The following is a 14,164-nucleotide window of genomic DNA, read 5'->3' on the forward strand; positions in this document are numbered from 1 at the left end:
GTGAAAGACATGGAGGAAAAAGAAATAGAAGTTAAAAAAGATGAGGTAGTCTCAGAGGCCCCCCAAGAGGTAGATTGGGAAATTAAATATGTAAGACTTCAAGCAGAATTTGAAAATTTCCGTCAAAGACTTAGGAGAGAAAAGGAAGAATGGCAAGAAATTGCCAATGCAAGACTTTTAAAAGAAATCGTAGATATAATGGATAATTTTCATTTGGCTTTAGAAAGTATGAAGCATACAAGAAAAAAAGATGCTATTATAGAGGGAGTTCAAATGATATATAAACAATTTGAAAATCTCCTTCAAAAAGAAGGAGTTACAAAAATTGATACTTTAGGAAAACCTTTTGACCCATCTCTTCATGAAGCAGTTGGTATAGAAGAGATTGAGGATGGAGAGGATAATTTAATAGTTAAAGAGATAGCACCTGGATATTTATTTAAAAATAAATTACTGAGACCTGCAAAAGTTATAGTATCAAAAAAAATAGAAAAAGGAGGTAGAGAATAATGGCTAAAATTGTAGGAATTGATTTAGGAACTACAAACTCTCTTATCGCCTATTTAGAAGGTGGTAGACCAGTTATTATTCCAAACGCAGAAGGGAGCAGACTTACCCCATCTGTTGTTGCTTTTACCAAAGATGGACAACTTTTAGTAGGAGAACCTGCAAAGAGACAGGCCATAGTAAATGCAGAAAGAACTATAAAATCAATCAAGAGACACATGGGAACCAATTATAAAGTAAAGATAGATGACAAAGAATATACTCCTCAAGAAATTTCTGCCATGATATTAAGAAAACTCAAAAAAGACGCAGAAGCCTACTTAGGTGAGCCTATAGAAAAGGCAGTAATAACATGTCCCGCTTATTTCTCTGACGCCCAAAGACAAGCCACAAAAGATGCAGGTGCCATTGCAGGATTAGAAGTAGTAAGAATTATAAATGAACCTACAGCAGCAGCTCTTGCCTATGGACTTGACAAAGAAGGACACCAAAAGATTCTTGTTTTCGATCTTGGCGGTGGTACTTTTGATGTATCCATTTTAGAGATTGGTGATGGAGTATTTGAAGTAATCGCAACAGCTGGGAACAATAGATTAGGAGGAGACGATTTTGACGAAAGAATTGTAAATTGGCTTATAGATAACTTCATGGAAGAACATGGAATTAATTTAAGAGAAGATAGAACCGCCCTTCAAAGATTATACGAAGCTGCAGAAAAAGCAAAAATAGAACTTTCTTCAAAATTATCTACAGAGATCAACCTTCCATTCATAGCCATGAAAGGAAATACTCCACTTCATCTTTCCTATACCCTTACAAGGGCAAAATTTGAAGAATTGACATATGATTTAGTAGAAAAAACCCAAGAACCTACAGAAAGGGCATTAAAAGACGCAGGACTCTCACCATCCCAGATTGATAAAATAATCCTTGTAGGTGGTTCTACAAGAATGCCAAGTATCCAAGAATGGATTAAGAAACATTTTGGTAAGGAACCTCAAAGAAATGTAAACCCAGACGAGGCTGTTGCGCTTGGTGCAGCTATACAAGCAGGAGTCATAGGAGGAGAGATAAGAGACATTGTTCTTGTAGATGTAACTCCTCTTTCCCTTGGGATTGAAACTCTTGGTGGCGTATTTACAAAAATTATTGAGAGAAACACTCCTATTCCTGTATCCAAAAGTCAAATCTTTACAACAGCTGCTGATTATCAGACAAGTGTAGAGATTCATGTCCTACAAGGAGAAAGAGCCCTTGCCAAGGATAACATTACTCTTGGAAGATTTATATTAGATGGAATTCCACCTGCCCCTCGTGGTGTACCTCAAATAGAGGTAACCTTTGATATTGATGTAAATGGAATTGTCCATGTATCTGCAAGGGACAAGGCTACAGGAAAAGAACAAAGAATAACCATATCAAATGCTATTAGACTCTCAGAAGCAGAAATTAAAAGAATGACCGAAGAGGCAAAGAAATTTGAAGAAGAAGATAGAAAAAGAAGAGAAGAAATTGAAACCAAAAACCAAGCAGAACACCTTATTTATACTGCAAGAAAGACTATAAAAGATTATGGAGATAAAGTAAGTAAAGACTTGGTCCAAAAAGTAGAAGATAGAATTAGAAATCTAGAAGAATTAATAAAACCAGACAGAATAAATGTGGAACAAGTAAGAAAAGGAATAGAAGAATTAACTCAAGCTCTTGGTGAAATAGGTCAATTCATGTATCAGTCTACAGGAGCAACTGGAAATTTTCAAGGTCAAAATCCCAATGATAATCCAGGAGGAAAAACTATAGATGGAGAATACAAGGTGAACTAATATGCCCACCAAAAAAGATTATTATGAAATCCTGGGTGTGCCACGAAATGCCACCCAGGATGAAATAAAACAAGCTTACAGAAGGCTTGTTAGACAATACCATCCTGATCTAAATAAGGATCCTTCAGCTCAAGAAAAATTTAAAGAAATAAATGAAGCTTATCAAGTGCTCTCTGATCCACAAAAAAGGGCCCAGTATGATCAATTTGGAAGTGTAGGAGATTTTGCAGGATATGGAGATTTCCAACAAGGGTGGAACCCAGGTGATTTTGATTTTGGAAACTTTGGTAGAACTTTTGAAGACATATTCGAAAACTTCTTTGGAGACAGTATATTTGGGGATCTCTTTGGAAGAAGAGAAAGACAAAGAACTTCAAGAAAAGGAGCAGATTTAAGATATGATATTAACATTACATTAGAAGAGGCAGCATTTGGAGGAAAAAAGGAATTTTTTGTAACAAGATTGGAAACTTGCCCTACATGTAAAGGGTCAAGAGCAGAACCAGGCTCACAACCTATAACCTGTGATATGTGTAATGGTACAGGGCAGGTAAGAACTACAAGACGAACACCTTTTGGACAATTTGTTCAAATAACCACATGCCCAAAATGCCATGGGGAAGGAAAAATAATCACAAATCCATGTCATGAATGCCACGGTACAGGAAAAGTAAGAAAAAAGAGAAAGATTGAATTTAAAATACCAGCAGGTGTAGATGAAGGCTACGTAATAAGATTAGCAGGAGAAGGTGAACCAGGAGATAACGGTGGGCCAAATGGAGATCTTTATATCTATATACATATAGAACCTCATAAAATATTCAAGAGAGACAGAGAAGACATATGGATGGATCTTCCCGTAGATTTTATTACAGCTATTTTAGGGGGAGAAATAGAGATTCCTACCTTAGAAGGAAAGGAAAAGATAAAAATAAAACCAGGAACTCAAAGTAATGAGATAATAACTTTAAAAGGCAAAGGAATACCCAATTTAAATAACCCTGGAAAAAGAGGAGATCAAAAAATAAGAGTTTATATCACAGTACCTACCAATCTATCCCAGGAAGAAAAAGAACTCCTTCTTGAGCTTGCAAAAATAAGAGGAATAAAGATAGAAGAAAATAAAAACTTCTTTGAACAAATTAGGGATGCATTTAAGAAGTAAATAAAAAAGCCCCCGAGAGAACTCGGGGGCTTTATGTTTTGAGTGGTTAGAATCCTATCATTAACTTGCTTTCTGCGTAAAGTTTGCCTTTTACATTGAAGCCCCAGAGATCATCTGCTCCTGTTAAATTACCTCTATTGAAACCATTACTGCTATAATCATCCCAATCAAATCCATAACCTACTAAGAGGTCATAAGATACACCACCACCGAGGGATACTGACCATTTACCAAATCCACCAAAGAGTGTATCTGGACCATTCGCTAAGGCTGCCCCAAGGGATAAGGATCCTACTGGTACTGGTAAGGAAGCAGAAACATAACCAAATAGTGTATATGTTTGTGCAGTATCGTATTCAACATATACCTTAGATACATTGGGAACTAAATTATCTCCGCTTACAGAGACTTTTACTTTTTGAGCTTGAACCTTGTAGTTTGCATCAACAGTTACTTTCTCACCAAGAGCTTTAACTGTTGCACCTACAAGTTGCTCTGGAGTATTTGCAGCCTCTCCATAAACAGTTAGGCTTACAGGTGTTGTAACAGGAGTCACAGAACCACCAACTGCCCAACCTGTTACGGTCATTGTTCCAGTTGCTTTATTTATTAACCCATATACTGAAAGTGCTATTGGTGCACTAACAGATACATCTGCCCTTGCTGTTACTGCAGCATTTAATGTGAAGTCGTCTAACATTCCACCAGTAGAAGGTACCCACCAATCATCATCTGGTGATACACCAACTGTAACTTTCACTGGAGCTACATCTGCTACAACACTTATACCAGTACTACCTACTACACTACCTACAAGATTTGTTCCAGAAACACCTAATGTTCCCTTATGGAAGGACACAGATAATGGTGTATTAAACACTTTAGAGAATGTAATTGTTCCAGATACCCAATTATCAGTGAGTGATCCATTTGCTATATCGATTTTCACATTAGCATCTACACTGCCAAGATTTGAGCTTCCAGATAGTGAGTAGTTGATATTTCCAGAAGCCCAAGTTCCCCAAATTACATAGTATTGATTATTATATGGAACTAATCTAGTATGGAAACCTACACCAATCCAATTAGAAGTACTTAAATTAGCTGCAAATGCAGGAACTACAAGAAGAGCTAAAACCATCAACCATACTAATTTCTTCATCTTTCATTGACCCCCTTAGGATTTAAATTTTTTTATATTTTTTATGACTACCTGGTAAGTGTCGTTAACTTACCTTACCAGTTTGCTTCTCAAGAGTGGCAACCTAAAGGTCCCTTCTTCACCTCCTTTCTTGCCACTCAGAAAAGCTTTAACTGATTGTTATTTTACTAAAAATCTTTTTTATGTCAAGTACCTTGAAAAAAACTTATTTTATACAAAAAAGTTATGTTATAATATCATAAATTATGAGAGTTTACAAAACATATTTAAGCAAAAAACAAAAAGAAGTTTTAGAATTTGTAATAAGTTATTGGAAAAAAGAGAAAAGAATGCCTACTGTAAGAGAAGTAGCAAGAGCTCTTGGTTTAAAATCCTCAGGATCTTCCTATTTTCATTTAAAAGCTCTTGTAGATAAAGGCTATCTCGTACAAGATAAAAATGGAAGATTTCATTTAAGAAGTAATGATGGAGAAGAATATTGTATCTTACCCCTTGTAGGTACTATAAGAGCAGGAGTTCCTGTTGATTCTCCCGAAAATACTGAAGAGTATATACCAGTACCAAGGAGATTGGTTAAAAATCCTGATTTAAGCTTCCTATTAAGAGTAAAAGGAGATAGTATGATTGAAGCCCATATAATAGAAGGAGATCTTATTATTGTACAAAGACAACCTATAGCAGAAAAGGGAGACATCGTAGTAGCATTAAAAGATGGAGAATCCACCGTAAAATATCTATCGGAAGAGTATGGAATACCGTGCTTAAGGCCTGCAAATAAAAGATATTCTGTAATCTATCCTCCCTTTACCATTATAGGGAAGGTTATTGGGCTTCTCAGGGTATTTTAAATAATTAATCTTTTATGCTATAATTATAAAAAATTAAATATAAAAAAAGGGCGAGGAGATAAGGAGAACCGCCCCACTTTGTAAGAAGTGTGGGCGGTTTTTGCTTTTTATAAAAGGAGGGTAAAAAATGGAAGATGTAATCATAATTGGGGGAGGAATAATAGGAAGCTTAATTGCAAGAGAACTATCCTTTTATGAGATTTCTGTCCTCCTCTTAGATAAAGAGGAGGATATACCTATGGGCTCAACAAAGGCAAATAGTGCTATTGTTCATGCTGGATATGATCCGCTACCTGGTACTTTAAAGGCTAAAACTAATGTGGAAGGAAACAGATTATACAAAGATCTATGTAATGAATTAAAAGTACCCTTTAAAAGAATAGGAGCCTATGTGCTCGCCTTTAATGATGAGGAACTAAAAATTCTTCTTGAGCTAAAAGAAAGAGGAAAAATTAATGGAGTATCAGAGATACAACTTTTAAAAAGAGAAGAGATTTTAAAAAGAGAACCTAACATAAATAGAGAAGTAAAATATGCCTTATTTTTTCCTACTTCTGGTATAACTAATCCTTTTCTTCTTACCATTCACGCCTTAGAAAATGCTATTGAAAATGGGGTACAAGTAAAACTTGGAGAAGAAGTAATTAGGATAGAAAATAATAATATAGGATATAAAGTAACAACAAATAAATCAAAGTATTATTGTAAATACATAATAAACTGTGCAGGAATATACGCTGATAAAATAATCCATTTATTAGATCCTGATTATCCTTTTGCAATTACCCCAAGAAAGGGAGAATATCTTGTTCTTGATAAAAAGGCTCAAAACTTTGTAAAAAGTACCATCTTCCATGTACCCACTCAAAAAGGGAAAGGAGTCCTTGTAACTCCAACAGTAGACGGTAACATCTTATTAGGCCCTACTGCAGAAAATATAGCGAACAAAGAAGATAAAAGCATTTCCATGGAAGGACTTTCTGAAATAAAGGAGAAAGTAAAAAAATTAACCCCTAATGTGCCCTTTACCCTTGTAATAAATATTTTTTCAGGAATAAGAGCATCAAGTACATACAAAGATTTCTTTGTACAAGAGATTCCAGAATTTAAAAATATTTTACATTTTGCAGGCATAGATTCACCAGGGCTTACCTCTGCTCCATCTCTTGCCAAAATGGCGGTAGAATGGCTCATGGAAAAAGAAAATATAAAAAGAAAGAGAAATATAAAAAATTTTGAAAAAATAGTAGCCTTTAAAGAATTAACTGAGGAAGAAAAGGAAAATCTTATAAAGGAAGATCCAAGATGGGGACATATAATTTGTAGGTGTGAATATGTTAGTGAGATGGAAGTAAGAAATGCAATTAATTCACCTCTTCCCGCTCGTAACTTAGAAGCTATTAAAAAAAGAACAAGGGCAGGTATGGGAAGATGCCAAGGTGCCTTCTGTAGTTATCACATTATGAAAATCCTCTCCGATGAATTAGAGATACCCATGAACATGATTACCTTAAGGGGTGGAAAATCTTTCTTACTTAATGGAGAAAATAAAGTGAGGTGGAAATATGCAAAAAGAAGTTGATATAGCAATAATAGGGGGAGGACCAGCAGGACTTTCAGCCAGTATTTCTTCAGCAGAAAGGGGAAAAAGCATATTAATCTTAGAAAGGAATGAAGAACTGGGAGGGGTTTTAAATCAATGCATACATCCCGGATTTGGCCTCATATATTTCAAAGAAGAACTCACAGGTCCAGAATATGCATATCGCTTTATAAAAGAAATTAAAAAATACCCTAATATAGAAGTGTGGCTCGAAACAATGGTGGTAGATATAACTGAAGAGAAAAAAATTACAGCTATAAATAGAGATGGCATCTGGGAAATTAAAACAAAAGCCATAATTTTTTCCACAGGATGTAGGGAAAGAACGAGAGGAAATTTGCAAATTCCTGGCGCAAGACCAGCAGGTATATATACAGCTGGTACTGCTCAAAGATTAGTAAATATAGAAGGATACCTTCCAGGAGAAAAAATACTTATTTTAGGATCTGGAGATATAGGACTTATTATGGCAAGAAGGTTAAAATGGGAAGGAGCAGAAGTTATAGGTGTGGTTGAAAAACTCCCTTATCCTGGAGGACTCACAAGGAATTTAGTACAGTGCTTAGAAGATTATAATATACCTCTTTATCTAAAACACACAGTAGTCGAGATTTTAGGAAAAGATAGAGTGGAAGGTGTATATATAGCTCCTGTAGATGATAATGGAAATCCTATTATAGAGGATAAAAAATTTATAGAATGTGATACCCTGCTCCTTTCTGCAGGTTTAATTCCAGAAAATGATTTATTAGAAAACATTAATATACCCTTAGATCCAAGGACCCAAGGACCTTATGTAGACCAATATCTCTCTACTTTAAAAGAAGGTATTTTCTCATGTGGAAACTCTTTGCTTGTGAATGACTTAGTAGACTATGTAACTTTACAAGGAATTTTAGCAGGAAAATCTGCAGCAAAATACATAAATAATGAAACAAATATAGAAAAAAGAGTACATATTGAGATTGACGGAAACTTAAGACTTGTAGCACCTCAATATTTAAGTTTTCCTATTTTAGAAGATATCACCTTTTACTTCAGAGTAAAAGAGCCTCAAAAATCAGCCATTTTAACACTAAAAGATAAAGATAAAAGAATAAAAGAATGGAGATTTCCAGTAGTAAAACCAGCAGAAATGATAGTTATAAAAGTAAAACCTGAATTTTTAAGAGATATTGAAAGTCCTAAATTCTACATGGAGGGATAACATGAAAAAAGAAATAACTTGTATAGTATGCCCCTTAGGTTGCAGTTTAGAGTTAGAAATAGGAGAAGATATTATGGTTAAAGGAAATAAATGTGAAAAGGGAAAAAATTACGCTATAGAGGAGTTTAAAAATCCTAAAAGAACTTTAACTACTACAGTAAAAATAAAAAATGGCAAATATAAAGTTGTACCAGTAAAAACCACATTTCCTATTCCTAAAGAATACATTTTCCCTCTACTTGAAAAATTATTGGAAATAGAGATTACTGCACCAGTTCCTATGGGCTATAAAGTATTAGAAAATATATTTCAGTTATCGGTAGATGTAATAACCACTCGCCCTATGGAAACAAAGGAAAATACAAGAAAGATAAAGGAGACAAAAAAGAGTACATAAAAACCCAAATATTTTATTATAGCCCCATTAAAAAGATGCATTAAAGAAGAAAAAGCCATCACTATAGTATTATTTACCGCCAAATATACAGGAAGATCTTCCTTAGGAGATACCCCTGTTATTATAAACCCAGAGGTAAGAATATTAGAGACAAAAGTTAAATTAACAAGAATACTACCCAAAATTGTACCAATTAAATTTCTAAATACAAAAACTACAATAAATCCAACTAAACCAAGAGCCATACCTAAGGATAATACTTTTTTGTATCCTAAATTTTTTGTTAACTCACCCAAAATAAAACTTCCCAAAACGCTGGAAAGAATATACCCAAAATTAAAGACTGTAACTATATTATTTAAAGCCCCAAAATTTTTATCAGCATAAACAATAAAATAGGGTAAAGTGGTAAGAGAAAGTCCTAAAAATAGAAGAGATACTACAACTTTCCTAAAGACAGGGTTAATTTTTAAAATAGAAAAAGCCCTCTTCATAAATTGGGAAAAGGATAAACTATCTTCAAAAATATCTCCCTCTTTTTCCTCCATAAAATAAAAAAACAGGGCATCTAAAAGGAGAATAAAGGTACCGGTAAGAAATATAAGAAAGAAATTATAAGGAAAAGAAATTCTACTTATATAAAAATTTAAAAGAAGGGTCATAAAAATAGCAATCAAATTTCCTAACGCACTACCTCTACCTACTACACGTCCCCTCTCTTCAAAGGGCAGTATTTTATCCAAAATGCTAAAATAAAAGGGTCCATAAGTTCCCACAAATAAGTTAAAGGCTCCGTAAAAAAGTAAGAATAAATAAATAGTAGCTGTTTTTCCAAAATATTTAAGAATAAAAGGAAATAAAAAGACAAAAATTAAGAAGCTAAATCTTTGAATAAGAAGAATTTTAGCAAAAACTTTGTTTTTTATCCTTAACCTCTGAACGTATCTTGCTATAAAAATAGAAGGCAAAAAACTACCAAGAACAGCCAAAAAATTGGCCAAGCTTATATGAAAAGTAGTACCCGAAAGAGCAATAATAAAATAAGGAATCACCGTATTAACATTCAAAAAGATCATCCCATTTATAAAAAAGACTGGATCCCAAAATGCCAAAATATAATTTCTCTTATTTCTCAAAAGTAAACCTCCTAAACTTTTTTAGATAATTATACCAAAGGCTGAAAAAATACTAAATAAGTATGATATAATTACTCTAAGTTAGATAAAAGCTAATATGGAGGGAAAAAATGAAAATAGCAAATAATATATTAGAACTCATAGGAAACACTCCCTTAGTTAAATTAAATAAAATCACACAAGGATGCTTTGCGAATGTATTTGCAAAATTAGAATCTTTTAATCCAGGGGGAAGCATAAAAGATAGAATAGCTTTATCCATGATTGAAAAGGCAGAAAAGGAAAGCTTAATATCCAAGGAAAAAGTAATTATTGAACCCACTTCAGGAAATACAGGAATAGGTCTTGCCATGGTTTGCGCTATAAAGGGTTACAAATTAATACTTGTTATGCCAGAGAGTATGAGTCTTGAAAGAAGAGCTTTATTAAGAGCTTTTGGTGCAGAACTTATTCTTACTCCCAAAGAGAAGGGTATGAAAGGTGCCATTGAAAAAGTAGAAGAAATAGTAAGAGAAAAACCTGAAAAGTACTTTATACCTATGCAATTTGAAAATCCTGCAAATCCAGAGATTCACAGAAAAACCACTGCAGAAGAGATTTGGAGAGATACTGACGGAATGGTAGATATAATAGTTGGTGGAGTAGGTACAGGAGGAACTATAACAGGCATAGGAGAGGCTCTTAAAAGTAGAAAAAATAGTATAAAAATCATTGCAGTGGAGCCATCAAAATCTCCAGTACTATCTGGAGGCAATCCTTCTCCTCATAAAATTCAAGGTATAGGTGCTGGTTTCATACCAAAGGTGCTTAATTTAAATATCATAGATGAAATAATACAAGTTTCAGACGAAGATGCTATAGAAACAGCAAAAAAATTAATTAGAGAAGAAGGAATATTATGTGGTATTTCATCAGGAGCTGCCACTTATGCTGCACTGATAGTTGCAAAAAGAGAAGAGAATAAGGACAAAAATATAGTAGTAATACTACCTGATACTGGAGAAAGATATATTTCTACAGATCTCTTTGAAGAATATAGATTTTAGTATGTAAAAGAACTCCCTCCTATAAACTCTCTCAAAATAGAAGTCATAGGAACCTCTGTAGGAGACAAGGGCAGAAAATGAGAGAGAATATCAAGAAGCCTTTTTGCCTCAGGATATTCTGGATAATATGGAGGAATAGCTTTAAGCATTGGCTCAGCAAAAGTTTTGAGAATTGGAAACTCATAAACCAATGCAGAATTAAACATCACATCAGCCCTTTCCTGGGTTGGAAAAATATATAAATCTTCTGCCTTTCTTACAGAAGGCCATTGTCTTATAGAATCAATCACACCATATCCCCTAAAAATACTATCCCTTACAATTCTTCTTATCAAGCGAGAATCAGTTGTAGGTACCCTATTTTGATTATCTATATTAAGATGGGTCAAAGCACTTACAAAAATATGATACTTCATATGGCCAGGGATAAGATTTGTCATTTCTGGGTTTAAAGCATGAATTCCTTCCATCACTATAATACTTCTCTTATCTAATTTTACTATTTTTCCTGATTTTTCCCTTCTCTTCTTCTGGAAATTATACTTGGGAAGTTCCACTTCTCCCCCATTCATAATTATATTTAAATGCTCATTAAGAAGTTCTATATCTACAGCCTTAGGATTATCAAAATCATAATTTCCATATTCATCCCTTGATATATACTGGGGTGGTAAGAAATAGTCATCCATCTCTATGACGATAGGTCTTATACCATTCACCTTTAACTGAATTTGCAATCTCTTGCTAAAAGTAGTCTTACCTGCGGAAGAAGGTCCTGCTATCAACACCAGTCTTAAATCTGGAAGTTTTGAACAGATTTCATCAGCTATCTGAGCAATCTTTTTTTCATGTAAAGCCTCTGCCACTTTTATTACTTCCGAAACCTCTCCTCTTTCAATTGAATCATTTAAAGAAGAGGCATCTACAAGTCCCAATATCTCAAGCCAATTTTTATATTCATAAAAAGCTTGGAATAACTTAACTATCTCCTTAAATTCACTGAGCTTTTCCATATCCTTATCATCTGGAAGAATCAATATAAAACCAGGTTGATAAAGCTTTAAATCAAAAGTTTTTAAATAAGAAGTAGAAGGTACTAAAGGTAAAAAAGAATATTCATAATGGTCATCTACATGATATATGGGAATCTTTGAAAAAGGAATATATTTAATAAGTCTAACTTTATCCTCTTCGTTCCTTTCCTTAAAAACTGTTAGAGCTTCTTCTTTATCCATATACTTTTTTTGTATAGTTATATCTTTTTCTGACAGCTCTCTCATTTTCTCTTTTATTTTCTCTATATCATCCCATTTGGGTATATAATTTTTGAATCTTCCATAAAGGCTCTTATGGTAAGAATGCTCTACTAAAACCTTTTGATCAGGAAAAACCTTGGACACTGCTAAGTTTAAAAGAAATATAAAACTTCTTTCTAATATTCTCCTACCCAAATTAGATCTACTACCAATAACATCCAGCCTAACATCATCAGTAACCATAAAATTAAGATCTTCTATTTCTCCATTTACCCTCACTCCAATAGGGATCTCCCCTTCGTTTAAAAGCTTAGAAGCTATCTCTTTATTGTTATTCAAAATTTCTATAACTCTTTGAGGATTTTCTATCTCTGCTCTTATTGCCCCTCTAAATTCCACATTTATCATGATAAGAACCTCCCAGATATTTAAGTTCTTATTTAAAAAATTTTTAATTTAGTTTATAATATTTCCAAGAAGATTTAAAGGAAGGAGTTGAAATTTTTCTTATGAAGAAGCTTATTATTTCCCTCCTAATCTCCATTTTTTTTGTTTTTAGTTTATCCTATGCACAAGAAAATCCCAATAGTATAAAACTAATAGGTGTAGCAATAGCTTCAAGTATAGAAGAAGACGAATATGGTCTTACTTTAATTGACGGAATATTTAGTATAATTAATTTTGATAGTCTCCCTCAAACAGATACTTTTTCACTATATTCTCGGTGGATGGGGAATGGAAAATACGACATAGAAATAAATCTATTAAACCCAAGTAAAGAGAAAATATTAGGCACTATCGATGATAGTTTTGATTTGACAAGAGAAAATGAAGTATTTTATTTTTGGGGAAACTTTGAAGATATAGCCTTTGATGAACCAGGAGTTTATTGGATACAAGTGAAAGCAGACGGGAAACTTCTCAAGGAAATACCATTATTCGTTTTAGAAAATGATGAAGATATAGATATTCCAGAAAATTTAACACAAAAACCTATTTTAGCCTTTACTCTTCCTGCTCTTGAGATTTACGAAAATGATTATGGTCTTACATCCTTAAAAGGAATTTACGAATATTACGCCACTGATGAACTACCATTCACAGATTCATTTATTATTGCAAATGGTTGGATGTCTGGTGAAAGTGAATACAACCAACATATAGAAATTTTCTCACCTGACAAAAAATTATTATATAAATCAGAACCTCAAAGCTTTGAAACAAATGCTGGATCTATTATTACTTTATTTGATGAGATATCCAATTTTTCATTTGAGAAAGAGGGAGATTACTTAGTTAAAGTTTTCCTTGACGATGAAGAAGTTAATTCCTTTGTACTAAAAGTGATCAAAGAATAAGGAATAAGGGGAGGGGCAGAAATGCCCCTTATTCTTCTATTTTTGCAAGAATATCTCCTTTACTCAATATAAGATAATCTTCATCATCAACCTTTATTTCTGTTCCGGAGTATTTTGCAAAGATAATTTTATCTCCTTTTTTCACCTTTATAGTTTCGTCATCTCCTACCTCAATCACTTCAGCAATTTGAGGCTTCTCTTTTGCTACATCAGGAAGAATTATACCTGTAGGCGTCTTTTCTTCTTCCTTTATAACCTTAACAAGTACCCTATCCTCTAATGGGATTACTCTTTTCACGTCTTTCACCTCCTTATATTTTTCACTTAAGACCTAATAACCTATCTATTTTAGCTCTATCAAATCCTACAATAATATGTCCATTTATATCTATAACAGGAACCCCCACTTGCCCTGATTTTCTTACCATCTCCTCTGCTGCTTTTTTATCCTTAGAGACATCTACATCATAGAATCTAATACCCCTCTCCCGTAAATATCTTTTAGCTGCATTACACCAAGGACAAGAGGAAGTTGAGTATACTATTACTCTTGGCATATTCATTATTACTTCACCTCCTAATATATACTATATGGGGTATATTATAAAAACATATACCTATTAAGTCAATTTAAAATTTTTTTAAAGTTTTCTTAT

General features: G+C 33.5%; 14 protein-coding genes. 9 read left to right on the forward strand and 5 right to left on the reverse strand.

What is annotated here, in order from left to right:
* The first annotated feature begins 9 nt into the window (after window positions 1–9).
* From ACY3JM_RS00065 to dnaJ, 3 genes are read left to right on the forward strand one after another with little or no spacing between them, the layout of a single operon-like run.
* Window positions 10–510 (forward strand): nucleotide exchange factor GrpE, encoded by a 501-nt coding sequence (locus ACY3JM_RS00065; protein ID WP_463111372.1) that lies wholly within the window; start codon window positions 10–12, stop codon window positions 508–510.
* Window positions 510–2,330, forward strand: a complete 1,821-nt coding sequence (dnaK, locus tag ACY3JM_RS00070) for a molecular chaperone DnaK (protein ID WP_463111373.1) — start codon at window positions 510–512, stop codon at window positions 2,328–2,330. The genes ACY3JM_RS00065 and dnaK overlap by 1 nt, the downstream gene beginning before the upstream one ends.
* Before the next feature lies 1 nt (window position 2,331).
* Window positions 2,332–3,495 carry a molecular chaperone DnaJ gene (gene dnaJ / locus ACY3JM_RS00075; protein ID WP_463111374.1) on the forward strand — a complete coding sequence of 388 codons (1,164 nt, stop codon included), beginning with the start codon at window positions 2,332–2,334 and terminating at the stop codon, window positions 3,493–3,495.
* A 46-nt stretch (window positions 3,496–3,541) separates the two neighbouring features.
* Here dnaJ and ACY3JM_RS00080 read toward each other — a convergent pair whose 3' ends face one another.
* Window positions 3,542–4,657, reverse strand: coding sequence for a hypothetical protein (locus ACY3JM_RS00080; protein WP_463111375.1), 1,116 nt, complete (start codon window positions 4,655–4,657; stop codon window positions 3,542–3,544).
* Between the two features lie 245 nt (window positions 4,658–4,902).
* On the opposite strand from ACY3JM_RS00080, the gene lexA reads away from it, so the two are divergent.
* The 4 genes from lexA to ACY3JM_RS00100 all read left to right on the forward strand — a co-directional run bounded on the left by lexA (window position 4,903) and on the right by ACY3JM_RS00100 (window position 8,712).
* The gene (gene lexA, locus ACY3JM_RS00085; protein ID WP_463082757.1) at window positions 4,903–5,505 is read left to right on the forward strand and encodes a transcriptional repressor LexA; all 603 of its coding nucleotides are present in this window, start codon (window positions 4,903–4,905) and stop codon (window positions 5,503–5,505) included.
* Window positions 5,506–5,632: 127 nt separating this feature from the next.
* Window positions 5,633–7,087: an FAD-dependent oxidoreductase gene (locus ACY3JM_RS00090; RefSeq protein WP_463111376.1), complete on the forward strand. Its 1,455-nt coding sequence runs from the start codon at window positions 5,633–5,635 to the stop codon at window positions 7,085–7,087.
* Window positions 7,071–8,315 (forward strand): NAD(P)/FAD-dependent oxidoreductase, encoded by a 1,245-nt coding sequence (locus tag ACY3JM_RS00095; protein WP_463082759.1) that lies wholly within the window; start codon window positions 7,071–7,073, stop codon window positions 8,313–8,315. The genes ACY3JM_RS00090 and ACY3JM_RS00095 overlap by 17 nt, the downstream gene beginning before the upstream one ends.
* Window position 8,316: 1 nt before the next feature.
* A complete protein-coding gene (locus ACY3JM_RS00100; protein ID WP_463111377.1) occupies window positions 8,317–8,712 on the forward strand; it encodes a DUF1667 domain-containing protein in 396 nt (131 codons plus the stop codon).
* On the opposite strand, the gene ACY3JM_RS00105 is transcribed toward ACY3JM_RS00100, so the two are convergent.
* Window positions 8,625–9,848 (reverse strand): hypothetical protein, encoded by a 1,224-nt coding sequence (locus ACY3JM_RS00105; protein ID WP_463111378.1) that lies wholly within the window; start codon window positions 9,846–9,848, stop codon window positions 8,625–8,627. The two genes, ACY3JM_RS00100 and ACY3JM_RS00105, sit on opposite strands and share 88 nt — an antisense overlap.
* 110 nt (window positions 9,849–9,958) lie before the next feature.
* On the opposite strand from ACY3JM_RS00105, the gene cysK reads away from it, so the two are divergent.
* Entirely contained in the window at window positions 9,959–10,894 is a 936-nt protein-coding gene (gene cysK / locus ACY3JM_RS00110; protein WP_463082762.1) for a cysteine synthase A, read from the forward strand.
* Here cysK and ACY3JM_RS00115 read toward each other — a convergent pair.
* Window positions 10,891–12,558, reverse strand: a complete 1,668-nt coding sequence (locus ACY3JM_RS00115; RefSeq protein WP_463111379.1) for a uridine kinase family protein — start codon at window positions 12,556–12,558, stop codon at window positions 10,891–10,893. The two genes, cysK and ACY3JM_RS00115, sit on opposite strands and share 4 nt — an antisense overlap.
* Before the next feature lie 101 nt (window positions 12,559–12,659).
* Between ACY3JM_RS00115 and ACY3JM_RS00120 the strand changes: the two genes are divergently transcribed.
* Window positions 12,660–13,508: a DUF6941 family protein gene (locus ACY3JM_RS00120; protein ID WP_463111380.1), complete on the forward strand. Its 849-nt coding sequence runs from the start codon at window positions 12,660–12,662 to the stop codon at window positions 13,506–13,508.
* Window positions 13,509–13,536: 28 nt separating this feature from the next.
* On the opposite strand, the gene ACY3JM_RS00125 is transcribed toward ACY3JM_RS00120, so the two are convergent.
* Together ACY3JM_RS00125 and ACY3JM_RS00130 are read right to left on the reverse strand one after the other, a co-directional pair.
* Window positions 13,537–13,806 (reverse strand): co-chaperone GroES, encoded by a 270-nt coding sequence (locus ACY3JM_RS00125; protein ID WP_463082765.1) that lies wholly within the window; start codon window positions 13,804–13,806, stop codon window positions 13,537–13,539.
* 22 nt (window positions 13,807–13,828) lie between these two features.
* Window positions 13,829–14,071: a glutaredoxin family protein gene (locus tag ACY3JM_RS00130; RefSeq protein ID WP_463111381.1), complete on the reverse strand. Its 243-nt coding sequence runs from the start codon at window positions 14,069–14,071 to the stop codon at window positions 13,829–13,831.
* Window positions 14,072–14,164: the final 93 nt, after the last annotated feature.

It is taken from the genome of Dictyoglomus sp. SSW, assembly GCF_055181335.1.